This window comes from Mesorhizobium sp. P2_A12 (assembly GCF_056405075.1).
In genome coordinates, this window is the sequence record NZ_JBFUCU010000017.1 from 90,216 (window position 1) to 115,304 (window position 25,089).

Below are 25,089 nucleotides of genomic sequence, written 5' to 3' on the forward strand. Positions count from 1 at the left end.
ATCTGAATTGATCCGTCAGGTCCATCATTGACGGGTGGACACGCTGGTCCCGACGGGTTCTTCTAGGCGTCCCCCCGCCCGGAGAACCGCCATGCCTCTCAACCGTAGGACACTGATCGCCGCCAGTCTTTCCATCACCTTCGTCCTGGCGCCATTGACGAGCGCCTTTGCCGCGTCACCCGCGCCAGCCAAGGGCGAGCACGGCATGGTGGTGACAGCCCAGCATCTGGCGTCGGAAGTCGGCGTCGAGATCCTCAAGAAGGGCGGCAATGCCGTCGATGCGGCAGTCGCCGTCGGCTATGCGCTCGCCGTCGTCTACCCCAATGCCGGCAATATCGGCGGCGGCGGCTTCATGACCATCCGCTTCAAGGACGGCAAATCGACCTTCCTCGACTTTCGCGAGCGGGCGCCGCTGGCGGCGACCAAGACCATGTATCTCGACAAGGACGGCAATCCTGTGAAGGGCGCCAGCCTCGACGGCTATCTCGCGGTCGGCGTGCCTGGTTCCGTCGCCGGCTTCGAGATGGCGCGCGAAAAATACGGCACCTTGTCCAGACAGGATCTGATGGCGCCGGCCATCGGCTATGCAAAGGACGGATTCGTCCTCAATCAGGGCGACGCCGCCTCCTTTGCCGGCAGCGCCGACAGGTTGGCGAAGGACCCCGCGGCTGCGGCCATCTTCCTGAAACCCGATGGCAAGCCCTATGGCATCGGCGAGCGGCTGGTCCAGCCGGACCTTGCCGCCTCGCTCGCCGCCATTTCCGAGAAAGGCGCTGATGCCTTCTACAAAGGCGCCATTGCCGACGCCATCGTCAAGGCAAGCGGCGCCAAGGGCGGCATCCTGGCCAAGCCGGACTTCGAGCAGTATGCGGTTCGCGAACTCAAGCCCGTGACCTGTAGCTATCGCGGCTATGAGATCACGTCCTCGCCACCGCCAAGCTCCGGCGGCGTCATCATCTGCGAAATCCTCAACGTGCTGGAAGGTTATCCGTTGTCTTACCTTGGCGCCGGTTCGGCCGAGACGGTCCATGTCATGGTCGAGGCGATGCGCTATGCCTATGTCGACCGCAATTCAGCGCTCGGCGACCCCGATTTCGTCGACAATCCGGTCTCGAAACTGTTGGACAAGACCTATGCCAAGGACATCCGCGACAAGATCGATCCGTTCCGGGCCGGCGTGTCGCAGGACTTGATGCCGAAGGGCTTTGGCGAGAGCAAGGAGACGACGCATTATTCGATCATCGACAATGACGGCAATGCGGTCGCCGTTACCTATACGCTGAATGGCTCGTTCGGCGCCGGCGTCGTCGCCGACGGCACCGGCATCCTGCTCAACAACGAGATGGACGATTTCACCCAGAAACCCGGCGTGCCCAACCTCTATGGTCTGGTTCAGGGCGAGGCCAACGCCATCCAGCCGAAGAAGACGCCGCTGTCGTCGATGAGCCCGACCGTCGTGGCCAAGGACGGCAAGCCGTTCATGGTCATCGGCAGCCCGGGCGGTTCGCGCATCATCACCATCACGCTGGAAGCCATCGTCAATGTCGTCGACCATGGCATGAACATCCAGGAGGCGATCGACGCGCCGCGCATCCACCACCAGTGGCTCCCCGACACGGTTTACATCGAGCCGTTCGGCCTGTCGCCAGACACCGAAAAACTGCTGGCCGGCATGGGCTACCACCTCGATCTCGGTGATAAGACCTGGGGCCAGGCTGCGGGCATCCTCGTCGGCGGCAAGAGCCTGGCGGAGATCGAGAAGGGCGGCGGCGCGCGCTACAATGGCGCTATAGACAGCCGTGCCGCATCGGGCGAAGCGCTCGGATATTGATGTCTTAATTCACAAGCCGGACCGTCACGAAATCAGCGTGACGGTCGACGCTATCAGCAACAACGCGGCGATGCCGACAAACAGCGCGTAAATGCGCGGCCGGTCGAGCAGCAGCGCGTTTCCCGATACCCAGGCCGATGTGGCGCCGCCCAGTGCAAAGAGGAACCCATTGCGGTGCCCGAAGGTCATCGACGCGGCCATCAACCCGCCAATGATCAGCGCGCCGAACACGATGATCACGGCAACCGCATATTTCTCGAAGTCGTTGCCGCTTCCCATGCTTGGACCTATCGCATTCAACGTCGGCAGATCGTCCGGGTCGAAGGGATTGCTCGACCCATATTCGTCTTGACCGGCAGGCTCTCGCATTACTCGTTCTCCGTATAGCGGCAACAAATCATCAAGCCTTGCCGAGCGCAACCCGATCGCGCTGCCCTCGATGCGTTCGGCACGGTCTTCTACACCTTCCGCCGCAGCTTGCCGCCGACTTTTTTGATTCGTGCCCTGGCCGTTTTCGATCCCGGATAATCCTAGGCACACCTGCCCGGAGGCTGCCGTGGATCACCCCATCATGGAACGAATTCGTGGAGGAAAAATGATGCCGAACATGGATTGGTCGTCCGGGCGGCGATTTTCGGTGGGGCGTGACGTCGCACTGGGCCTGGCGTGGCCGAATCGCCTTGCCGTTGCCGCCAACATGGTTGCGCGGCCGCACGCCTGATCGCCCAGGACGCGTCGCATCGTCACAGTTTCATGCGCCGCGTTTCAAGCCGCGGACGGTCTGCGACGCGTCGCTTCGCCCTTTGTTCCGCAGCCCAGGATGACGAAGCGTGAAAATATCCATTGATCACCAAGGCATGCGGCCGCCAAACCTCTGCTCGACACCCATGATTTCTATCCGCGAGCAGGTGGCAGCTCGAATACAGTGGCGCCGTTCTCCCTGCCGCGTTCGACATAGCCGATCAGGTGAAACCATCTTGCGACATCAGACCCCTGCAGCCAACTGCGCGAGTGGATGGGCAGGTTGCCGGCGAGTGCCTGGATGTGCCTGATATGCCGCTTGCAGAAGCGAATGGTCGCGGCACGGAAGAAATCCTCCTGTGCGGCGAACAGCGTATTGGCAGCGTCGCTATTCTCATGCCAGGCGATGATTGCCACGGTCTTGTCGTTCTCGACAAGTGCATGCGCACGGCCTTCTTTCAAGTTCATCATCAGATTGTCGTATGCGATCTTGCTGTCCTTGCCGGCAGCGACGTATTCGTCCGACATCCGCTTGGACAGGCCGCGAAAGACATCCTCGAGATCCCCGAGCGTTGCAGCGCGTGCTCTCATTTCTCCTCCTGGAGCCCCGACAGGCAGTTTGCCCTAAGGTTGGGGGATCACCAAGCAAATCAAATCCGCTGGTGGGCCAACGAGCGCAAAGTTGTTTCACTCGACGATGTGCTATGACGGCGCGAGGCGGGCTTCCGCGTCTCCGTCAAGGTGTAGAGATGCGCCGCGAACCCGCCCAAGTCAGGCGGATTTTTCGCGCGTCAGTCTGGGATCGCGCGCATGAGGGGAAATGCACCCCGACCGTCAAGGGCGATAGCGCACAGGCGGAAGGCGGCTTGGCGGTTTAATACCCATGGTAGGTGATGCCGGTAACGTACCAATAGGTCAGCATGATAGCGGCGCCGATAACAACCAGCCGGAGGAAGCCCCTAGCTGGACCGGGATCCATTCTCGACTCGTAGACAAAGCCGGTTCCGCCGCACTTTGTGCAGTTCATCCTCAGTGGTCCAGCGCCCGGCATCTGGCAGTTAGGGCACACGACTTTGACTTGGTGCATAACGCGCCCCTTTAGTCCAGCGGTAGCTTGAATGCCAAGCAACGCTGCGGCGTACTTGAATTTAACGGATATTGGGAGGCGGGACATCATGTCTAAAGGTAGTAGTGGGGGGTAGAGATCTCTTGATCTGTTTTCGCGTACTCTTAGCAGGCTGTGGCTGGCAAATCGGTACCATACCCACCAATGCGGCGATCATCGCGCTAAATTCAAAAAGCGGCGGGGAATTTCATGGGATCGGGCGCCACGCTTGGCATTTCAGTTGGTGCGTGCCGACCTGAACCTCTGCCCACGAAGAACTTCTCATTCATGAGCGCGTCAAGGCAAACGACTGCAAGGGAAGCCGAGTGCGCAGTGCGGCAAATTATTAAGCGATTTCAGATAGATAAATGGTGCCCAGAGGCGGAATCCAAGCGGGGGAAATCTGGACTTAGTTCTAAGCGGTTAGGGCTGGCCGATGGCCGCTCAAGCCAACAGAAATACCAACAAAATTCTTCTGTGGATTGGTTCTGTTCCGGAATATTGCCATTCCCCCAGCCCCATCGCTCCTGAACCTTATCTCTGGGGCCGATCCGACTATTTCTGAGTTTGGCTCGGATTGTCTCCTCGATTGCTTTCACAAATCGGGAGAGCCTCGAACGATCGCCGTCACCGAAGTGTTTGCCGGTCCGACTGCGCAGGAGCTCGCGGGCTCGTTCATCGTCAGTTCGATCATGTACCATTTGGGCGTATCCAGGTGCCTAAGAACGCAGGCTGCGGTCAGGTCGGGACCTGTCAATCTGGCGCAAAATGGATCGATTCTCTATTCACGGCGGAGACATGGAGTGAGACATGGATGAGAGGTGGCCGGATATCCTATATCTGCCGTGGCGCGATACAGCCGCTGCGCTGCAGCTCTACGCACAGATCGTTGGCAAATATCGGCTCGCGCGAACACCGTGGGTGAACCACTCATGGCATGCGATGTTCTACCCGAACGCCCGTGGGTTCACCACCGGCCTGGTGCCGGATAGCGTGGGTGAGATCGAGTTGAGCTTCGACCTTGTCGATCACCAGCTTGTCGGTACATCCACCGATGGACGGACAGCACGCGTCGCATTCGCTGATCGAGCGGCCCTATGACAGCGAGGCTGTCGCGCGGTCTTTAGGGCGTTCATATCAGTGTCGGTAGTGGTCCAAAGGTTCCGGGCCTCATATTTGGGCAAAGTCAGCCCCGTTCATCTCTTCTGGGGTAGCTTCGGGTATGCGTCGCATTCTTGCATCTACACGTTCGACGAGCTGCGGCAGATGGAGCTGCGGATTGCTGAAGTCAACCGCGAGGCGATTGCCTTTCAAAGCGATACCGCACGTCGATTAATGACTATCCCGGGCATTGGTCCACTCGCGGCGAGGGCGCTTTTGGCAGCAGCTGGATCTGCCCGACAGTTCAAAGAGGCCCGCGATATGGCAGCTTGGGTCTTGTTCCCAGAGAATACTCTACGGGAGAGAAACGAAGCTGTTGGGAATAAGCAAGCGCGGCAACCGATATCTGCGCCGGATGATCATCCATGGCGCCCGCTCCTGCGTGACACACCTTGATCGCTCGCGATATCACCTTGGCGCCTGGCTTGATGGACCTCAGGCACGCATGCACACTAACAAGGTCACCGTCGCCTTGGCGGCCAAGATTGGGCGGATCGCATGGGTAGTGATGACTAAGCCCGGCGCAAGCTACGAACGGCGGGATCCGGCCTCTAGCTGATCCCATTTGTTCCAGACTGCGAGGCTCGTGAAAGTGAGGACGAGACAGTCGATCGGCGCGCCATAAGCCCTGTGCAAAAAAGCGGGTTGTGAGCCCGACCATTTATTTGGGAACCGCACGGGCGGATCTCATCATGGCCTGGCCGCGACAGCGGCCCACTTGCAAGAGGCCGGATACATTTGTGCAGACTGCATCGTCCTGATCGAAACGACCCTTACACGGGGCGGGTCAACATTTTTTGAAAGCAGCTCGCGAAGGGCGGCCGCGTCGAGCATCTGCTCAGCCAGAAGCTTCTTCAGCTTCGCGTTCTCCTTTTCCAAGGCCCTCAGCCGCTTCGCCTCGGAAACGTCCATGCCGCCGAATTTGGCCTTCCAATTGTAGATCGTCGCTTCGGAGATCCCATGCTTGCGAGCCAAGTCCAGCATGTCCGATCTATCCATATTACGAGTGTAACCCGTTTCGACGTTGACGCTTCAGAATTTTGGATCTTCATTAAAGGACACGCTCAAATCGGCGCATTCGATATTGAACGGAGGGCCACTTGCCGCTCGGAAAACTTACATCATCTCATCCGAGGCTCAGTCAAAGTGGAAACAGCGTTCGGCTATCACGTGGATTGAGTACGCTTCTTGATAACGGCGGGTATTTTGCCGCCTGTGAAGCAGATACTTCCCCCCCGGATCCCATTGCTCTCGGTCACGGCGAGAAATATCTCGATCTTGCCGATCAGGATCAGTGTCGGGTCCAACATGAAGCCGGAACTTCAGCTCCGGTAGAGGAAGCGCAAACTGGAGCGGCCGATGAGAAGGAGCAGCCATGGCTACCGTGAAAGTCGATATAAATAACTTCCAGTCGGAAGTTCTGGAATCCGCAGCACCCGTCGTCGTCGATTTCTGGGCCGAATGGTGCGATCCCTGCAAGATGATTGCTCCGAGCCTCGAGGAAATCTCCGTCGAGATGGAAAGCAAGATCAAGGTCGCCAAGCTCAACATCGATGAAAACCCGGAACTCGCCGCCCAATTGGGCGTGCGCTCCATTCCGACGCTCGCGATCTTCAAGGGCGGCGAAGTGGCCGATTTCTCGGTCGGCGCCAAACCGAAGACAGCTCTTTTGAACTGGATTTCGAACGCTGCCTGATCGATATCGCTCAATCTGTACCGCAATGAAAAAACCGTAGATTCTCCCCGTAAAGCGGTAGGGTTCACAGTGATTTACGGGCCTTTGTACAGGGCTCAGCCCTTTGAGCTTCAGCCTGATGTCGAAGCGATCGAGTGGCGAAGAAGCTTTTCATTGCGGCGTTGTCGAGGCAGTTGCCGCTGCGTGAATGCTGCGGCTTTCAAGCATGCCGTTGCAGTCTCGCGTGACCGCCCTCAAACCAATGATGCCCTGTTGTTCACAGGCTTTAGGCGATGCGTTTTGCTGGATCGGAGAGGGAATATGGGCAGCACCGGAGAGTTGGTCGGACAAGAAGGGCGTCCTGATAGCGAAGGAGGCCCGCATCGCATCTCCGACGCAATGTCGGACCAGCAKAAGRCGCGCGAAGMGACKSTTGCCATCGCCGGCGCGGTGGTTGCCCGCGACGGCAATCTCGACGGATTTTCGGATTCAGAGTTGGCCGATTTGGTGAACGGCTTCAGCAGATGGCCGGACCAGCAGAAGACGCGYGAAGCGACKGTTGCCATCGCYGGCGCGGTGGTTGCCCGCGACGGCAATCTCGACGGATTCTCGGATCAAAAATTGGCCAATCTGGTGAACGGTTTCGGCAAGTGGCCGGAAGAAGAAAAAGCACGCAAGGGGATCGTTGCCATCGCCGGCGAGCTCGGTTCCAAGGGCCGTCGTTTCACTACTTTCAGCACGCCTGCGCTAGCCAGGATCGCCAACGGTCTGTCGCGCGGTATCGAGGAGGGAGAGACCGCCGGCGAGGTCGCGGAACCCGCCTTGCTGAAGGACCGGCTGCATCAGCTGGCGCACTACCTCCAATATGCCGAGGATCGGCTGCAGCAGGCCGATGTCCATGCCATCGCGAGCATATTCAAGGCGTTGGGCAAGGCGCAGTTGTCGGACGATTTCGGTGCGCTGGCACAGCCGGGGCTGGACAGGCTCGAGGTGTTACGTGCCGCTCCCGGGTTTAAGCTCGACAACAACCTCGAGACGATGGGCAATCTTTGCGCCTCCCTGCTGCCACTAGCTCGCAGCCCGAAGCCGGGGTTGCGCTGGCACCGCAAATCGACGCTGAACCTGCTCAACGCCATCCAGCCGGTGGTGGAACACAAGATCGATGCCCATCTCAAACGAGGCCAGGCCGAGCGCACCAGCGACGCCAATTCAAGCCGCTGCCCGGCGCTTTCGATCTATCAGGTGCTCAAGACCCGGGCGGTGCTGGAGACGCTCTATCGGCGGCCCTATGTCGACGGCGACGAGCGCGCCTTGCAGGCCAGGCAGGAAGAGCTGCACGGCAAGACCAGGCAGATCCTGGACAGTTCCCGCGCCCTCATCTACGCCGACCTTTCCCACATGAGCTGGAGCGTGATCGCCGAGATCGAGGCGAAGGAGCCGCTCGAAGCGCTCGACACCTTCATGGCGCAGAACGCATCGATGATCCAGGCCCAGCATGCAGCCGCCAGCTTCGATGTCCATGGCGTCCTTCAGGCCATGGACCACGAGCCGAAACCGCCGCAAGGCGATGCCGGACTGATGCGGCTGCCGGTGGTCGACATGCAAGGCCGGCCGCTGGCCAGCGAAGCCGAGTTGCGATATTCCATTTTCCACCGCTTGACCTCGGGCTCGGTGAAGGTGTTGGCGGTGCAGCTAAAGGGAACTCCGACTGGCGCCATGCTGACACGCACGTTCACCGTGGAGGGCGTGCCCTACCGCATGGACCTGTTCGGCGGCAGCAAACTGAAGCCGCCGCAAAAGAGCCTGAACCAGCTTGCCTCTCACCTGCCCTTCACGGCCGCAGAGGCCCCAAGCGGCAAGCTTTTGGCGATCCCCTATGCCGAGACGGCTCCGGGTACGGCCTTTGAGCAGCTGTCGCGGGACTGGGCGCCGTTCAAGGAAGCCTATTACTATACCCAGCGCCGCGGATTTGCTGCGCCGCCGGGCATCCCCGACATTGGCCCGCATGATTATGCGCTGGAAGGGTGCTTCAAGCTGTCCCTTCTGCCCGACCGCCCCGCAGGAGCAGTGCATCCCTTCCGGTTAGAGGGGCGAGACGGCGAGATCGCCTTGCGGCCGCATGACGGCTGCGGCTTCATCAGGGCCTCACTGGCCGAGCGCATGCCGTCCATTGCCCGGGCTCGCCACGACGCTCCCGAGCGGATGCCTGCCTATGCCGATAAAAAGCAATCGGCGGTACCGCCCTCGGCGCTGCAACATTATCCGCGCAGCGTCGAGGTGGCACAGGAGACCCGCGAGAAGGCTCTGGCTTGGCTCGAAACCCATCAAAGCCTCACCGCCGAGGAGCTGTTCCGGACGGTCACGGGCGGGCATATCGAGGGTCCGGGCGCTATCGCCGTGCCGTCCAGCGACGAATGCCTGCATGTGCCGACCGGCAAGAGCAAGACCTTGACCCGTGACGCTGGCGTGCTTGTCGGACGCTCCCCCTATGACAAGCCCAACCTGCGCCCGTTCGCCGCCGACCGGGTCAGGTCGGCGCGCGATGGCGATCGGACCGCGGCGTTCCTGGATCGGTGCGTGGCCTTCCAATACAGCTTCAACGTCGCGCACAGGTCGGGGGCTGGGCTTGCCGCCGACGACCCGACCTTCTTTGCCAAAGGCATCTTGATCGTTGTGCCCGACGAAATGTGGCCAGCGGCCTTCGCCGAGCGCGGGGTGGTGATGTCTGCCGAGGACGTAAAGTGCCATTCGCGCTGGCTGGAGAAAAAGGACCGGGTCAAGGCCGACACCGCGCTCGAGTGCGTCGGCATCCTGCAGGCGACGGAGGTGTTCGCGCCCGGCTCTTTGGTTGCGGTTCCGAGCGTCGAACAAAAAATGCTCGACGGCGATTTTGACGGCGACCCGGTCGTCATCATCGGCGACCAGCCTCGTCTTTACGAGCATGTGCGCCAGTTCGACGCGCAGCTGCAGGCGCGCGGCATCGCCTCGATGAAGCCGCCGAAGTCGCACACGCCGGCCATTGAGAAAGGCGGCTACCAGTTCAGCCGGTCCAAGCAGATCCTGTCGGCCACCGGGCTGGTGCTGGAGACCTACAGCTGCCTGCAGCGCGACCTGCTGGCGCAGCCGCTGGAGGCGCAACGCTGGTTTGCCGAGCGTGCCATCTTCGGCACCTACGAGGGAATTCATCATGAGCTCAAGGCCGACATCCGCGCACTGTTGCAGGAAGATCGGCCAGATGGCCAGACCCTCCGTGAGCTCATCGCCAGGGCGGGGGAAGACAGAAAGGCCGCCAGGCATCCGGTGGCCTGCGAACTGGCCGGGTTGCTAGTGGCCGAGCTCCAGGACTGGAACCTGCAGCTCAATAGGGAGCCGGCTCATGAGCAGTCGGACGTCAAGCAGCAGTTAGCGCTATCCGTGGCCTCAACCGGCGCGAAGCCTGCCGTCAGCGCCGACGCCGGCGCGCTCTTCCCGCAACTCAGCGAATCCTATCCGGCAACCGCTGACGCCAGGAAGCGCATCGATTTCCTGCTCAACTTCTACCAGCCGCGCATTTATCCGCGGCCCGACGGCTACAAACCGGACGATCTGCATGAAAGCGCCATCAATCTGTTGAGCGTCGGCATCAAGGTCGGCACTGACGCCTACAAGTCCGATACCGGTGCGCGGATGTTCATGCAAAGAACCACCGGATTGCAGCGGCTCTTGGAGCGGAGGCCGGGCTTCAAGGCGGCGCCCTATGTCAAGGCGCAGGCGGCAAAGCTCCACCAGGGCCTGTTCGACGTCGATGGCAGCCTGGCAAATCTGAAGGACAACCCCACGCTGGCGGCCTCGGTCATGGAGGCCTCGATCAGCCTCGCCGTCGAAAAGCGCATCCTGCCCAGCGCCTTAGCAATCTCGGCCGACGACGACCGCGCCAGCAGGATAACGCTGAGCAGCGAACAGGCCCAGGAGCGCGCCAGGCTCGAAGCCGCCCCCGCCGAAGCGCAAGAAAGCGCGATTAACGAAACTGTGCATGCGGTTGCCGAGCTTTTGCGGCAGGACGGCATCGAGGTGAAGGTGCCGCATCTGGATCAACGGTCGCGCGGGCAGGTCTGGATAGCCGACGAGTTGACCGATCAGAGCGTGAACGCGCCGGAGGCCCAACTTGTCACCAATGCCGTGCGCCATGTCTTCGAGATACCGGACGAGGCTTTTACGCGCGCCTTCAGGAAGGCGGCACTGGCCTTCGAGGAGCGGGACTGCAGCGAGGTCGAGACCACCAACTGGTTCATCAGGAAGGACACGCCGAGGTTACGGGGCGTTCACACTGCCTTCAGAACCGCGCAGGACTATCGCTTCGAGGTCGAGTTCCATACGCCGGCCAGTTACCAGGCCGAGCTCGCGCAGCGCCCGCAGAGCGAATGCGAGGAGGTCCCCATTCCCCGTGGTGCCTGGGAGATATTACACTGGGGCTCGTCAGGAGAAAGCAGGTCGAGGGCGGCAGGGACCTCCAGGTCGCCCACCGTCGCAAGACAACAGATTGCGGTCGCTCGCTCGCCGCAAGCCGGCGAGATCCTCGCGGCCCTCGGTACGCGGCCGGTCGTGCTCGTCGGCATGCCGGCGAGCGGCAAGTCGACCATCGGCGCTCAGCTTGCCAAGGAGTTGGGGGTAGAGTTTGTCGACATCGATAAGCGTATCGTCGCCGAGCACGGCAATCTGATGGAGATGTTCGCCGACCCTAACCGCGGCGAGGCGCACTTCAGGGACCTGGAGACCAAAGAGCTCGCCAAGCAGTTGGAGAGAGGGTCCATCGTCATCGCAAGCGGCGGAGGCTGCTTTGGCAAGGAGTCCAATCAAGCCCTGATTCTTAACAAGGCGAGGTCGATCTGGCTCGACACCGATCTGAAAGAGCTCCGCAGGCGCCTCAAGAAGGACACCAGCCGGCCGCTGCTGCAAGGCGCCGACATCGAGCAGAAGGTTGACCAGCTGTACGAAGAGCGCAGTCCGTCCTACCAAAAGGCCGATATCAGGTTGCCCCTCGTCCCGCCCTTTCAAAAAGACAAGAAGGACGCCCGCATTTGCGTGAAGGAACTCTACGCTTTCCTGTGCAGCGACAGAGAAGCTGCTCTGCCCGCTGCCGAGGGTTCACGTGTCTCCGGTGCTTCCGGCACAGCCATCAGCATGTCCCCAACACCGCAGCGCATGCACGATGATCATAACAACGGCTACGATCGCGGGGGCGGCGTCGTGGAAATCATCCAGGCGCCGGCGGCACCATTGAGTGAAGGGGAACGCCCGCCGCCCCTCGACACCCTCACCGCCGACCCGCAGCCTTTGCTGGCCGGCAATAACGCACGAGCGGATTTAGCGTCTTCCACGAGAAGCAGAGAACGCTCAAGAGGACAATAAGCTTTAGCGGCAACAATCAAGGGTTCTTTCGCAGGTTTAGCGCAGCGTACGGGTTCGCGCCGAATGCTAATAAAAAGTGGGAATCGCATGCATAAGTCGTGAGAAGCCTGATGGCCGAGTTGATGCGGCCTGGATGACACAGGAGGATTCGCCGCACAAAGACGAACCGCCGGTGCCGGGTCGCGAGCCAAATCCTGGTGATAGACCGGGAAGGATCAGCTCCGAGTCTAAACGAGGGCATTACGTTGAAAGTACGCTAAACAACGCGCTAAGGTCGAACGGAGAGTGAACGCCCGGATGTTCGCTGTCGACACGCCATTTGCGTCTTGTACCGTTACGCCGCTTTGGACAGAGGCTTTGCCACGACCGTTCTGGAGTGGAGTGGAAAGTGGCCCGACGAGCGCTTCTCAAAGAACACGAGCGAAAAGCGCTATTCGACATTCCGGTGAAGCCAGTCTGACCCTCCACTATTCCTTCGCCGGCCGATTTGATGGAAATCCAGCTACGGCGCCGTGAACACAATCAGCTCGGCTTTGCGATCCAACTTTGCATGTTCAGGTTGTATGCTCGTCGTGAGGAAACCCGCAGCAATCACCTTGCTCACCTCCTGGGTTATTTGCAGAAGCGAAACGCAACAGCCGAAGATCGGCGTGCCGCATTGCTGTCGGCAATCGAGAAAGCCTCAACAACAGACGCGGGTGCTTCGATAGCTGGGGTCATCGCAGCCGAGTTCCGCAATCGAAATTCGCTGCTCCCGGCAGCCAACATCATTGAGCGGATGGGGATCGCGGCGCGGGCCATTGCCCGGCGACGGGCAGAGGGGCCACTGATCGAAGCGATACCAGCTGATCGGCTTGCATCGTTGGACGTGTGTTTGGAGGTCGACCCGACGATCAGTCAAACGCGCTTTCATTGGTTGAGATCAGCGTCAGAAGCGCCTGGAGCGTCAAACCTGGTTGGACTGACCGAGCGGATCACGTTTCTGCCGACGCTGGAGATCGACCCCGCGTTACATGTCCGCATTTCTTCGGGACGTTGGGATCAGATGATATACGAAGGCAATGCCACGCCAGCATGGCTGGCCAACGACTTCAACGCCAGCCGTCAGCACGCCCTGATCGTGGCGCAGGTCATCAAACTGGGCCAGAAGCTTACCGATGATTCCGTGACGATGTTTATCAAGTTGATGGGGAGGCTGTTCTCGCAAGCCAACAGCCGCAAGAAGCAGCGGCACATGGACTGACGACACGCCGCCCCTTCGCGTCGATCGCGAAACTCTGCCTTATCGTCCCTGTGTCGGGTTGATGATCCTCAGTATCGACGGCCTGGTCTGGTCGGGCGCCGCAATGCAGAACAGGACAATGAATATGCCGGTGCAACGCAACTGTGGCAGATGCCGCAAGGCGGCATCGACAAGGGCGAGGAGCCGCTGCGCGCAGCGTCTCGCTGTTAGCCGAGGCGCCGGGTTGGATCAACTATGATTTGCCGGACGAATTCATCGGCGCTGAAGGGACGTTATCGCGGCCAGACGCAAAAATGGTTCGCCTACCGCTTCCATGGTAATGTCAGCGAAATCGAGATCAATCCACCTCCTGGCGGGGGCATACGGCCGAATTCGACAGATGGGCATGGCGGCCTATGCAGGATCTGCCGGGCCTGATCGTGCCGTTCAAGCGCAAGGTCTATGAGGATGTGGTGGCTGCGTTCCGGCACCTCGTGCAATAGCCTTCCTCAGACCTGGAACCGATTACAGTAAACACGCTCGGCGAGTGCACAAGGGGATAGCGGCGGCGAACGGGATTACTGCCTGCGTCGATCCAGGATTTTCGGAAGGAAAATTTGCGCGTTGGCGTTCCATTCGCTGTGATATTATGCTGTTTACGACCTGCTGCGTGGAGTGTCGCGCATGGCTGTTGGACGGAAAGCCGAAATAGGTCAAAGCGCGTTTGATCCCCTCAGACAACAGAGCGATTCCCTACGGCTGGGGAGCGCCGTCGTTGGCGGAGGGGGCGATTGTCGCATGCGCATTGGTGGTGCGGGAGCCCAATGAAGCGGATGGTAAACGCACCCTTCGTGCCGACCGAAATTCACGTCAACACGGTCCCAGGAGACGCCGGGATGTCCATGGCCGCACTACGCCGACTCTGCCGAAAGTGAGGCTCTAAAAGCCCGGACTTGACGTCGCCATCACATCGCCCTTTTTATCAAAGCCTATTACTCACTCGGGCTGCCGGACAGGATAGTTCAGCACTCAGTCCGCCGCCCTCGTGATCGCGAAGGCTGAATGAAAATTGATGCAGTCGCGCTATGGCTGCGACAAGGCTCAATCCGAGCCCATATCCCGGATCATGGCGGCTGCGGTCGAGGCGATAGAAGCGCCGGAGCACGTTGCCCCGCTCCTCGAAGGGAATGCCGGGTCCCGTATCCCAAACCCGCACGACCGCTGCTGTCGGCGTGCCAACAAGCTCGAGCCCGACCCGCCCGCCCGGCGGGGTGAATTTTATTGCGTTGTCGACGAGATTAGCTAGCGCCTCGAACAGCAAGTCGCCATCAGCGTCTATCGGCACCGCCGGCTGGCAAACGACTGCGAAATCGAGGCCGCCTTCTTCTGCGATCGGCCCATAGAATTCAGCCAACGCGGTCACGATGTCGCCGAGATCGACACGTGAAAAATTCTCTCGGCGGCGGCTCTGCTCCACCTCGGCAATCCGCATCAGGGCAGCGATCGTCGCCAGCAGCTGGTCGATGTCCGCCAAGGACTTCTGCATCGCAGCCTTGACAGGTGCATCACCCGAAATTGCACGCAAACTGCGCTCAAGGCGTGCGCGCAAGCGCGTCAGCGGCGTTCGGAGGTCATGGGCAATGGAATCGCCGACCCCTTTCACTTCCGCTATGAGCCGCTCGATCTCGTCCAGCATCGTGTTGACGATCACCGACAGCTTGTCGAATTCGTCTTGGCGCTTATGAACCGGCAATCTTCGGTCGAAATGGCCCTCCATGATGGAACTACAGGCTCGGCGCACAGCCTCGACGCGCCGTAACATCGCCCGGCTCATCACCAGCCCGCCGATCAACGAAAGCGCGATCGCAGGGATGATTGCGAGCGCCATGGCCCTAGCGACGATTTCTTTTATTTCGTCCAGCGATGCCGTTGCACGCCCCAGTAAAAGTATGCTGCCATTGGTGAGGATGGTCGCGACGCCGCGTACGCTCTCCGATCGCTTCTCCGCACCGTTGTCCAGGGACAGCACCAGAGTTGTCGGGATATCGAGCTCCGGCAATGTTGATGGCAGTATTGCGATGTTACCGGCGAGCCGCGTGCGATCGGCTGAGAAGATGCCGAAGGCCTTTTCCTGCCGCTTGTCGATAGCCAATGCTTTCTCGATGCGGGCTGGAAGGGATGCCGGATCATCCCGTGCGAAAGAACGCGCGTCGCCGATCAGCGAATCGTCGATCTGTTTGGTGAGATAGCCAACTGTCTCCCTGTAGAAAAACCCAGCCATCAGCAGAAGCGCGAGGGCAAGGATCCCCGCCGCGCCGATCGTGCGGCGGAAGCTGGCCGTTTGGAAGATCCTAGTCCTGTGCACGAAGGACAAACCCCCGACCACGAATCGTATGGATCAGCGGCAACTCATCTGCCAGATCGATCTTACGGCGCAACCGGCCGATATGAACGTCGACGAGGTTCGTTCCTGGATCGAAGCGATAGTGCCAGACATGCTCGAAAAGCATCCCTCGCGTGACGACTTGCTCGGCATGCCGAAGCAGATATTCGAGCAGGGTGATCTCGCGCGGTACGAGTTCGACGATGCGGGTACCGCGTCGTACCGTGCGGGTCAAAAGGTCAAGTTCCAGGTCGGCGAGCCGCAGGACCGTGGCTCGCTGATCGGGAGTGCGGCGCGCCAGCACCTCGATGCGCGTCCGCAGTTCAGCCAGCGAGAACGGTTTCACGAGGTAGTCGTCCCCGCCCGCCCGCAATCCTCTTATGCGCTCGTCAACACTGGACAGTGCACTGAGGACCATAACCGGCGTATCCACGCCGCCTCCGCGCAAGCTTTCGAGAAGGCTCAGACCGTCTAGGCCAGGCAGTAGGCGATCGAGCGTGATCACGTCAAAGACCTGGGTTTTGGCTTTAGTCAACCCGTCCGGCCCGGTCGCGGCGCGCTCGACTTCGAACCCCGCCGCACAGAATTCGTCGACGATCTCATCGGCCGTATCTGCATCGTCTTCGACGACCAGGACCTTTATCACAGCGTGTTGTCCTCTCCCATTGGCCACGTTGTTGCTGCACCCCGGCGGGCGTCAGCGGGCCAAGCACGGCCGCTCCCCAACCTATTCTGCCGGGACTGCGGGGAGCGCGGGCCGACGCCCGATGATCCGATACTTGACGCCCATCATCAAGCCTGCACACTGCTGCATGTAGAGGTAGATGACCGGCGTGGTGTACAGCGTCAGCAGCTGCGACACGCAGAGTCCGCCCACGATCGCGATGCCGAGCGGGCGTCTGAGTTCCGAACCGACGCCTGTACCTAAAGCGAGCGGCAGCGCGCCCAACAGCGCACAGAGCGTGGTCATTGTGATGGGCCGGAACCGCAAGATGCAGGCTTGGATAATGGCTTCCTTTGGCGGCAAGCCGCGGTCCCGCTCGGCTGACAATGCAAAGTCGATCATCATAATCGCATTCTTCTTCACGATGCCGATGAGCAGGATGATGCCGACAAGCCCCATGACATCAAGCTGACCACCAACAAGCATAAGCGTCGCGAGGGCGCCCACTCCCGCTGAAGGCAAGGTCGACAGAATGGTTATCGGGTGGATCACGCTCTCGTAAAGCATGCCGAGAACGATGTACACGGCGATCAGGGCTGCCACGATTAGCATCGGCTGCGTGCTGAGCGAGGCCTGGAAGGCCTGTGCGGTGCCCTGGAACCCGGTCTGCACCGTCGCGGACATGCGAATCCGTGCCTGCATGGCTTCGACCGCCGTAACCGCGTCCCCGAGGGCGACGTTGGGCGCGAGATTGAAACTCAGCGTTACGGACGGGAACAAGCCCTGATGGTTGATCGTCAGCGGCGCCACGGAGCTACTGACCTTGGCGAAAGCGCTGAGCGGAACCTGCTTGCCCGAATTGCTTCCGACATAGATCGCATCAAGCGCGCCTGCATCGACTCGGTATTTCGGGTCGATCTCCATGACGATTTTGTGCTGGTCGGCTTGGGTGAAGATCGTCGTGACCTGCCGCTGACCGAATGCGTCGTAGAGTGTGTCGTCGATCGCCTGCGGCGTGATGCCGAGGCGTGATGCCGTGTCCCTGTCGACAGCGATGCTGGCATGCGGCGCCGCGGCTTGCAGGTCATTCGCAACGTCTCGGACCTGAGGAAGCTTGCGCAATTCGGCGGTCATCGTGTCGGCCCATCTGTACAGTTCGGGCAGGTTGGGGTCCTGCAAGGTGTACTGGAACTGCGTCTGGGAGCCGCGTGCGCCCACGTTGATGCCCTGTACAGCCTGCATGCCCACGCTGACGCCGGACACACCGGCCGTTTCCTTGCGGAGGCGTGCAATCACCTGATCCGCAGACACGGATCGTTCCGACAGCGGCTTGAGGACGATCTGCAAGTTGCCGGAGTTCATGCGCCCGGAGCCGCCGAGGGTGGACCGGACCGTGTCGACCGCCGGATCTTTCAGGATGAGATCGACAACGGCCTGCTGCTTGGCTGCCATCGCTTGGAAGGAGATATCCTGCGCGGCCTGCGTGGACCCGGAAATCAGCCCGAGGTCCTGTTGTGGGAAGAAGCCCTTCGGGATCGCTAGGAACAACTCCGCCGTTACAGCCAGCGTTGCGAAAAAGGAGAGGAGAACAAGCCTTGGATGTCCGACCACGACGCGGAGCGAACGGCTATAACCCCGCTGGATGAAGTCGAAGCCGCGTTCGAGCAGGCTGGATAAGCGGTTGGGCTTGGCTTCGTGACGATGGCCTTTGATCATCAGGGCGCACATCATAGGCGTAAGGGTGAGCGAAACGAGCGCCGAAATGATGAGCGCTACCGCTATGGTGACGGAGAACTCCCGGAACAGCCGGCCGACCATGCCGCTCATCAGAAGCAGCGGGATAAAGACCGCGATCAGCGATGCGGTCATGGAAACGACCGTAAAGCCGATCTCGCTCGCCCCCTTCAAGGTGGCCTCAAGAGGGGATTCGCCGCCCTCGATGTGCCGGACGATGTTCTCGATCACGACGATCGCATCGTCGACGACAAACCCTACGGCGATCGTGAGTCCCATCAGCGAAATGTTGTCCAGCGAGTAACCCAACAAATACATCACGCCAAATGTGCCGATCAGGGAAACGGGAATCGTGACGGCCGGAATGATGGTCGCGCTCATGCTCTTGAGGAATAGGAAGATCGTGAGGACAACCAACCCGATCGTAATCATGAGTGTGAACTGGACGTCGGCCACGGCTGCGCGAACGGCAACCGTAGAGTCACCCGCCGTCATGATCTGGACCGAGGGAGGGAGGCGCAACCGCAGTCCTGGCAGGGCGGCCTTGACGCCATTCACGACGTCAACCGCGTTAGCGCCCGACTGCAGATGAACGTCTATGAGGACAGCCTTCCGATTATTGTACCATGCACCCAACGTCGTGTTCTCGACGCTATCGATCGCGCGTCCGATATCGCTGATCCTTATCGGAGATCCGTTGCGGTAGGCGATGATTGCCGCGCTCGCGTCCGCCGAGGTGAGGAGTTGGTTATTGGCGTCAAGCGTGACCGAGCGCTGCGCGCCTTCGAGAGTGCCCTTGGGTCCGTTGGTCGTCCCCACTACCAGCGCGGACCGAACGTCTTCGAGGCTCATCCCGAGGCTGGCCAACTTCATGGGATCGAGCTGGATTCGGATGGCCGATTTCGAAGAACCGGGCATGTCCACGAAGCCGGCTCCCGGAATCTGGGACAAGGTCTGGGCAACCATATTAGACGCCGCATCCATGACAAGCGGGAGGGGGATCGTGTCCGACTGCAGCACGATGGAGATCACGGTGAACAGCGCCGGATTGACCTTGTGGTAGGTGGGCGGACTTTGCATTGCCTTTGGCAATGAGCCGCTCGCCGCGTTGATCGCCGCCTGAACGTCCTGGGCCGCGCTGTCGATATTGCGGCTGAGATCGAACTGCAGCGTCATGTCGGTTTTGCCGAGCGTACTCGTCGACGTCATCTGGGCTAGGCCGGGTATGGTCGAGAATTGCTGTTCGAGCGGGCTCGCTACCGTGCTCGCCATCGTTTCCGCGTTGGCGCCGGGCAACGTGGACTCTACAGCGATGGTCGGAAAATCGACCTGAGGCAGCGACGAGATCGGCAGAAGCATGTACGCAACCATGCCCACGAGCACGATGCCGAGCGTCAGCAGCCCGGTCGCAATTGGACGCTGGACGAATATGTTGGAGACGCTCACACTCGATCCCTTCGATGGCCCAAAGCTTCGCCTGCCGCGTCCTGCGATCCGGCGCTCTGCGTCGACACTTTCATCCCGGGCTTCAGGCTGTATTGCCCCTCGGTGACGACCGTATCGCCGGCATTCAAGCCCGAAGCAATCACGGTGACGTCGCCGGCTACGCGTTTGACCGTCACCTGGCGCTGGACCAGCGTCGAGTCCTCCGGCTTGACCAGATAGACGTAAGTGCCGTTGGCCGACTGCTGAACGGCACTTGATGGAACCGAAGTCGCCTCGGACAGGAGCACGCTCTGGAACAGGGCACTGACGAACTGCCCCGGCTTCAGTTGATGGTCCTTGTTCGGGAAAGTCGCCTTCAATTTGATGGTAGCCGTCGCGGGATCGATATGATTGTCGACGAGGCTCAAAGTTCCCGTGTCGAGCATCCTGCTATCGTTGGCCGCTAGGGCGGTGACGGAAATCGCGGACGCTGGCGTTCCGACCGGCCAGTCAGCGACGGCGTCCGCCGGCACGGTAAAAACGACCGAAATCGGCTCGAGCTGATTGATTGTCACAATCCCCAGATCGGTCGAAGTGATCATGTTGCCCGCATCGATCATCCGTATGCCCGCCACGCCGTCGATCGGCGAGGTGATGGTGGTGTAGTCTATCTGGGTCTGCGCGTTCTCGATGGCGGCTTTGTCCGCCAAAATCGTCGCCTCCGTCTGGGCGATCTGCGCCTTTTGCGTATCGAGGACCTGGCCCGTGGCAAAGCCTTTCTGGGCAAGGCTCGAAACGCGTTGCAGATCAGCTTGAGCATTGGTGAGTTGTGCCTGATCCTTGGCCAGCGTCGCTTCGGCCTGATGCAGAGGTCCAAGGAAGGGTTTCGGGTCCAGGCGGGCGAGCACATCGTGCGCATGCACCATCTGGCCTTCAGTGAAGACGATATCGTTGATCTGCCCATTGGCGCGAGGCTTGACTGTCACGCTGTTGAAGGGTTGCACGGTTCCGAGCCCTGTGACCCGGATCGGAACGTTCCCAAGTTGCGCCTGCGCTGCCTTGACCACAATGGGAGGCGCCGGTGCGACAGTTGCGAGCGCGACGGCGTCCGAAGGGCGAGCGCTGCTGTAGGCATAGATGGCAAAAGAGCTACCGCCCAAGAGGACGATCGCGAACATTAATCGCAGCGACCGCGACTTGCGGAACTTCTCAGCGGGAAGGGTCTGTTGCGCCAAAGGCTCGTGCGGTTTGTCTGGGGTCTGTTCGAGCATTCGGATCTCCTGGTGACAGTGCATAAACGGCACGCTCAAAGACCGTTCTGTTGCACTGCAGCATTACGTCGGAAATCCCTTTGCGCTATTAAAATCGGTGTTAAGAAACGTTGCGTAACCAGCCATGAGTAATTCTCCGTGGAATATACCCGGCGACTGAGGCTGCTCCTTGGGCCGCCGCTACGGTCCCGTCCGTCGTCACAGCGACCAGGCACCGCTGGCGCCTCCCAGCGCAGCCTCTTTAAAGGTACGAGTATGTCAAATCGCGAGCGTGTCCTCGCGGCCGTGAAGAGATGGCTCGGTTCAGACAAAGGCGGCGCCTCCTTGGACTGACGCCGCGCCAGATTGGATACACGCTGAGGAAATACGGCATCAGATCAAGCGTCCTTGAAAGGCTGACCGAGGCAAATATCAGGGACAAATCAAGCGTTGATGGCTGGCGGAGCCTTGGCCCGATGACGAGTGGATGCGGACTGAGCGTCGGGCCAATCCGACCCCGGGGCCATGCGGCGCGGTTCGAGGAAGCCCGGAAAGTAGGAACCCTTCCTGAGCTTGCGAATGCGCAGTTCGACCGTGCCGGCCCGCGTCTCCCGATCGCGCTCGCGGTAGCCGTTGCGTTGAGCGAGCCGCAACGGGGTCTTCTCGCCATAGCCGGCGCCGGTGGCCGCGCCCACCTCCAGCTCCATCAGCCGCTCGGCGGCAAAGCCGATCATCTCCCGCAGCAGATCGGCATCCGGGGTCTTCTTCACGAGCGTGCGCAGGTTCATCATGTCGTCGGTCATCGGTGGTCCTTCCGAAATGGGTTGGCGTCAACAACCAAACCCTACCGGAAAGCGCCGATGACCACCGACACGCCGCTCACTCGCTACAGCGCTACTAACGGCGCGCTCGCGAGCGGCTTCATAACCGCCGAGCTACACCACCTGATGGGACACGACCCGCCGGACTTATGAATGCAAAAGATGTCGACAGGTCGTTGATCAGACCACACGCCATGAGAATGCGTTGATCTCGTCCGTATAAATCCATGACGGTTCGTCATCGAGTCCCAAATGACATTTCAGCTTGGGAGGAACTTCAAACGCCGGCTTCTAAGCCTCGGAGCTAGCGCTTTGGACCTGTTGGAGCGAACGAAAACGACCACACTGGTTCACCGAACCGCAATTTCCCACGTCCTCCGATGGCCATCCATTGTGCTTGTACTGTCTACCCGACCGATCTTTGTGACCCCGTCGAGGACCGCTGACAGACGATTTGCGATATGGGTCTGCGGGGCCTTGGCCGCGATTCCTCGGATGTGGATCCCATTCGCATTTTGTATGAAATCGCCGGCTTTTCCGGTTGGCACAAGCGTTGCAGAGCTTTTTGCGATAACATTTCGCCTAATGGGTAGGACGCATGAATTGCTGCAACAAGCTGCCTGACATCGGCCGCCGTCAATTTCTAAGGGGAGGAACGTTTGCCGATGCAGGAATGGCCATACCTGTGGCACTGCCTGCGCAGACTCAGACAAAGTCTGCACTGGGGCTGACACTTATCGAACACCCATCGAACAGGATGAAGCCGAACGAATCCTCGGCGTCAGTTACCAGGACGGAGCGGGCCGGACCGCGACATTGTCGGATTCTCGACCACGTGCCCGCACAAGGTTCCCATGGAACTACAGCGCCCATGACCACTCAATAGTTGTCCCGGCCGCTACTCACATTTGAGAAAGGTAGCAGATCTGGAACCAGTCGACGGCCATTATTCCTCAATACGAGCTGCGTATCGACGCCGAGGGCGAAATCTACGCCGAGGGAGTCGACGAGCTTCTTTACGGCTGCCTGAGCAACGTACTTTAAGCGAGGATTGGATCATGGCTTATAAACATATCGACCGCCTGCCGTATCTTCAATCGGGGAATTCCCGCGTGAAATATCTATTCGTCGCCACAATGGTTTTGGCGTGCTTGCCTCCGGTCGCCCGGGCTCAGGATATCGAGGCCGGAAAGACAGTCTTCAAAAAGTGTGCCGCATGCCACAGCGCTGATACCGACGCGAATAAGGTCGGGCCAACCTTGAAAGGCGTTGTAGGCCGGACAGTTGGGACCGTTCCGGGCTATTCGTACTCGAAAGCCATGAAGGATGCGGGCGCAGCGGGCCTCGTATGGGATGAGCCGAACCTGATGGAGTATTTGGCCAATCCCAAGGCGAAAGTGCCGGCAAACAAAATGGGGTTCCCTGGCCTCAAGAATCCCGAGGACGTCAAAAACGTCATCGCCTATCTGAAGAGTGTGTCAGGTTAGAAACCTTTGGCCATTGCGTTTCGGGAACAACGCAAAGGAGGGAGCAATAGTGTTTCAAGTCGTGAAACCAGTTTTGAAAGCCGACTGTTCTGCCGGGCATAGTGGCGAAGTTATTCCGTTCGAGACGGCGGTAGCCAAAGCCATCGCGCTCCCCAAACCTGTTCGACATAGGGAAACGGTCTCGCTCGTCGATGCATTGGGGAGGGTTTGCGCGGCCGATATATACTCGCCTGTTTCGCAGCCTCCGTTCAATAATTCGGCCATGGACGGATTTGCCGTACGAACGGCGGATTTCGATGGGGAAGGCCCTTGGACTTTTCTTGTCGCTGAACGGGTGGTCGCCGGCGTTGTACGCGTTCTTGAGAACCTTGCCCCCCGAACTGCACTCCGGATATTCACGGGAGCACCTGTTCCGTGGACCTTCGACGCCGTGGTCATGCAAGAGCGCTGCGAGCGAATTGACGACACCGTTACGATTCACGAGCGGCCCGTCGGGGCCATCACATCCGTTTTGCTGGCGAGGACGTCAGCGCCGGCTCGGGACTGATAACGCGGGACAAGGGCCTATCCGCCAGGGATCTAACCTCGTTGGGAGCGGCGGCGATCGCCGACGTCCAACTGCTTCGAAAAACCCGGATAGGACTTCTGCTCTCGACCGGAACCGAATGGAAAGAGCCGGGTGAACCCCTTGGCACGGTCAGATTTACGATTCCAACCAGATAATGCTGAGCTCGTTGCTGGCGGCTTGTCCTTGGGCGGAAATCGTCGACTTCGGCATGGTCCCTGTCTGCCTAGGGCTCCTCAATGACGTTGTCGCTCGCGCCCTCACGTCCTGTGATGCCCGGGTTACCAGAGGTGGGATCTCGGCAGGCGAGAGGGCGGCCTCATGGATCGGGTCTCGGCGATCTGGGGCCATGCATTGAGGAAATCGACAGCGTCCGCGAGACTGGCAATCTCTTGCACGATGTGCACTGCACGTCGTACGAAAAGCGGCTGCCGAAAACCTCGGAGTTTATCGATCCTCCTGCGGTGGCTCACCAGGCAGCATATCTACATGGTCTCGACAAAAAACCATTGGAACATCGTCGGCTTTGACCCTCAAGAACACGGCTTCCTCTTCTCCGCCTTTGCTGCACCGGCCAAGTATGACGAGCGGCCGCCGCTGACCTGCATGGCCACGCACAGACGCATCGGCGCAGCGAATCTTCTGCCTGTACGAGGAGCGGAGTTTGACAATGAATAGGCGTCAGCCGAAGCCTGCAATCCCGCAGGGCCCGGGTGCCATGTCATTCTTGCGGCGAACGGCCGTGATCACGTCTGCCAAGCAGCGTGTGTGCGCCGCCCGTTCACCCTCATTTACGCGAACAACTCCTTATAATCGGTCGTCATCATCCAGTTCGCCCAATCGAGATGGCTTCGCGCGGCTTTCCGCGCGCGCACCGGCTCTTCCGCCGGATCGATGCCGAGGATGACATGCGCCATCTCCTCATAATTGGCATCGTCGGCGGAGGCGTCCAGGAACCTCAAGTAGGTCTTGAAGTGCTCCTTGTCGTAGGCGGTCAGGCTGTCAGACCAGGGGACTTCATCTTGAAGACCTGGTTCAACGTCTGTGTATTTCATCACGGGGAATATCGTCCACAAGGCGACATTCCGATCATCGTCTGCAAGTGCCCGCTCCAAGCGAGAAACGCTCCTTTGGCGATGCAACTCCAGGCTAAGGGATGAATTGCAAAAAGCGCAAAGACTGTTTCGGCTGACCGTCGATTCCGCCGACTGCTCGGCCACTAACTTCACATAATTTCACATTTTTTAACACAGACGAAGTCGGCCCAGAACTTACGGCCGAAACGCTCGCTTAGGCAGTTGGATGCCCCGTAACGGGGGCAGGCTTCCGCGCCGATTCCACATCTTTTGCCTTTCAGTCCGTCCCCCGCCCGTCTTGACTAAGTACGAACCTACAGCCTATCTCACCGACATCTTAGCACTCCCCAACAGCGAGTGCTAACCACCCTCCGGCAACGGAGAACCTTTCAACCTGCGCACCAGGGATAATAAAAATGGCACAGTCGAAGTTCCGCCCGCTTCATGACCGCGTGGTCGTTCGCCGGGTCGAATCCGAATCCAAGACCGCCGGCGGGATCATCATCCCCGACACGGCAAAGGAAAAGCCGCAGGAAGGCGAGATCATCGCCGTCGGCTCGG

General features: G+C 60.0%; 16 protein-coding genes and 6 pseudogenes. 12 read left to right on the forward strand and 10 right to left on the reverse strand.

The window, feature by feature from the left end:
• Positions 1-91 precede the first annotated feature (91 nt).
• A complete protein-coding gene (ggt, locus tag AC1DZU_RS28135) occupies positions 92-1,831 on the forward strand; it encodes a gamma-glutamyltransferase (RefSeq protein ID WP_477289869.1) in 1,740 nt (579 codons plus the stop codon).
• A 24-nt stretch (positions 1,832-1,855) separates the two neighbouring features.
• Here the strand turns inward: ggt and AC1DZU_RS28140 are convergent, their stop codons facing one another.
• Positions 1,856-2,110 (reverse strand): hypothetical protein, encoded by a 255-nt coding sequence (locus AC1DZU_RS28140; RefSeq protein ID WP_184872292.1) that lies wholly within the window; start codon positions 2,108-2,110, stop codon positions 1,856-1,858.
• 277 nt (positions 2,111-2,387) lie between these two features.
• Here AC1DZU_RS28140 and AC1DZU_RS28145 point away from each other — a divergent pair, with 277 nt between their 5' ends.
• Positions 2,388-2,552: a hypothetical protein gene (locus tag AC1DZU_RS28145; protein ID WP_477289870.1), complete on the forward strand. Its 165-nt coding sequence runs from the start codon at positions 2,388-2,390 to the stop codon at positions 2,550-2,552.
• A 173-nt stretch (positions 2,553-2,725) separates the two neighbouring features.
• On the opposite strand, the gene AC1DZU_RS28150 is transcribed toward AC1DZU_RS28145, so the two are convergent.
• Positions 2,726-3,163, reverse strand: a complete 438-nt coding sequence (locus AC1DZU_RS28150) for a hypothetical protein (RefSeq protein ID WP_477289871.1) — start codon at positions 3,161-3,163, stop codon at positions 2,726-2,728.
• A 1,324-nt stretch (positions 3,164-4,487) separates the two neighbouring features.
• On the opposite strand from AC1DZU_RS28150, the pseudogene AC1DZU_RS28155 reads away from it, so the two are divergent.
• Positions 4,488-4,844, forward strand: a pseudogene (locus AC1DZU_RS28155) (DUF5996 family protein); the annotation flags it as partial.
• Between the two features lie 81 nt (positions 4,845-4,925).
• A pseudogene (locus AC1DZU_RS28160) lies at positions 4,926-5,397 on the forward strand (transposase); the annotation flags it as partial.
• A 212-nt stretch (positions 5,398-5,609) separates the two neighbouring features.
• Here the strand turns inward: AC1DZU_RS28160 and AC1DZU_RS28165 are convergent.
• A pseudogene (locus tag AC1DZU_RS28165) lies at positions 5,610-5,816 on the reverse strand (transposase); the annotation flags it as partial.
• A 397-nt stretch (positions 5,817-6,213) separates the two neighbouring features.
• Here AC1DZU_RS28165 and trxA point away from each other — a divergent pair.
• Complete coding sequence (gene trxA, locus AC1DZU_RS28170) at positions 6,214-6,534, forward strand: thioredoxin (protein ID WP_477289872.1); 321 nt, start codon at positions 6,214-6,216, stop codon at positions 6,532-6,534.
• Positions 6,535-6,684: 150 nt separating this feature from the next.
• On the opposite strand, the gene AC1DZU_RS28175 is transcribed toward trxA, so the two are convergent.
• Complete coding sequence (locus AC1DZU_RS28175) at positions 6,685-6,864, reverse strand: hypothetical protein (protein WP_168992077.1); 180 nt, start codon at positions 6,862-6,864, stop codon at positions 6,685-6,687.
• Here AC1DZU_RS28175 and AC1DZU_RS28180 point away from each other — a divergent pair.
• The 3 genes and pseudogenes from AC1DZU_RS28180 to AC1DZU_RS28190 all read left to right on the forward strand — a co-directional run bounded on the left by AC1DZU_RS28180 (position 6,835) and on the right by AC1DZU_RS28190 (position 13,626).
• On the forward strand, positions 6,835-11,901 hold the full coding sequence (locus AC1DZU_RS28180; RefSeq protein ID WP_477289873.1) for a shikimate kinase: 5,067 nt from the start codon (positions 6,835-6,837) through the stop codon (positions 11,899-11,901). The two genes, AC1DZU_RS28175 and AC1DZU_RS28180, sit on opposite strands and share 30 nt — an antisense overlap.
• A 469-nt stretch (positions 11,902-12,370) precedes the next feature.
• Positions 12,371-13,141 (forward strand): annotated as a pseudogene (locus tag AC1DZU_RS28185) (DUF4158 domain-containing protein); the annotation flags it as partial.
• Positions 13,142-13,205: 64 nt separating this feature from the next.
• Positions 13,206-13,626 (forward strand): annotated as a pseudogene (locus AC1DZU_RS28190) (RNA pyrophosphohydrolase).
• Between the two features lie 479 nt (positions 13,627-14,105).
• Here AC1DZU_RS28190 and AC1DZU_RS28195 read toward each other — a convergent pair.
• The 5 genes and pseudogenes from AC1DZU_RS28195 to AC1DZU_RS28215 form a co-directional block, all read right to left on the reverse strand.
• Complete coding sequence (locus AC1DZU_RS28195; protein ID WP_477289879.1) at positions 14,106-15,488, reverse strand: sensor histidine kinase; 1,383 nt, start codon at positions 15,486-15,488, stop codon at positions 14,106-14,108.
• Entirely contained in the window at positions 15,475-16,152 is a 678-nt protein-coding gene (locus AC1DZU_RS28200; protein ID WP_477289874.1) for a response regulator transcription factor, read from the reverse strand. Before AC1DZU_RS28200 ends, AC1DZU_RS28195 begins: the two co-directional genes overlap by 14 nt.
• Before the next feature lie 81 nt (positions 16,153-16,233).
• The gene (locus AC1DZU_RS28205) at positions 16,234-19,350 is read right to left on the reverse strand and encodes an efflux RND transporter permease subunit (protein WP_477289875.1); all 3,117 of its coding nucleotides are present in this window, start codon (positions 19,348-19,350) and stop codon (positions 16,234-16,236) included.
• The gene (locus AC1DZU_RS28210) at positions 19,347-20,600 is read right to left on the reverse strand and encodes an efflux RND transporter periplasmic adaptor subunit (RefSeq protein ID WP_477289876.1); all 1,254 of its coding nucleotides are present in this window, start codon (positions 20,598-20,600) and stop codon (positions 19,347-19,349) included. The genes AC1DZU_RS28205 and AC1DZU_RS28210 overlap by 4 nt, the downstream gene beginning before the upstream one ends.
• A gap of 500 nt (positions 20,601-21,100) precedes the next feature.
• A pseudogene (locus AC1DZU_RS28215) lies at positions 21,101-21,382 on the reverse strand (transposase); the annotation flags it as partial.
• 1,154 nt (positions 21,383-22,536) lie between these two features.
• On the opposite strand from AC1DZU_RS28215, the gene AC1DZU_RS28220 reads away from it, so the two are divergent.
• From AC1DZU_RS28220 to AC1DZU_RS28230, 3 genes are all read left to right on the forward strand, one after another.
• On the forward strand, positions 22,537-22,887 hold the full coding sequence (locus tag AC1DZU_RS28220) for a c-type cytochrome (RefSeq protein ID WP_436175449.1): 351 nt from the start codon (positions 22,537-22,539) through the stop codon (positions 22,885-22,887).
• A 49-nt stretch (positions 22,888-22,936) separates the two neighbouring features.
• Positions 22,937-23,434 carry a hypothetical protein gene (locus AC1DZU_RS28225; protein WP_477289877.1) on the forward strand — a complete coding sequence of 166 codons (498 nt, stop codon included), beginning with the start codon at positions 22,937-22,939 and terminating at the stop codon, positions 23,432-23,434.
• Positions 23,435-23,941: 507 nt separating this feature from the next.
• Positions 23,942-24,130, forward strand: a complete 189-nt coding sequence (locus tag AC1DZU_RS28230) for a hypothetical protein (protein WP_436175372.1) — start codon at positions 23,942-23,944, stop codon at positions 24,128-24,130.
• 113 nt (positions 24,131-24,243) lie between these two features.
• Here the strand turns inward: AC1DZU_RS28230 and AC1DZU_RS28235 are convergent, their stop codons facing one another.
• The gene (locus tag AC1DZU_RS28235; protein WP_477289880.1) at positions 24,244-24,507 is read right to left on the reverse strand and encodes a DNA -binding domain-containing protein; all 264 of its coding nucleotides are present in this window, start codon (positions 24,505-24,507) and stop codon (positions 24,244-24,246) included.
• Between the two features lie 437 nt (positions 24,508-24,944).
• On the opposite strand from AC1DZU_RS28235, the gene AC1DZU_RS28240 reads away from it, so the two are divergent.
• On the forward strand, positions 24,945-25,089 hold a 145-nt coding region (locus AC1DZU_RS28240; RefSeq protein WP_477289881.1), incomplete at its 3' end, for a co-chaperone GroES.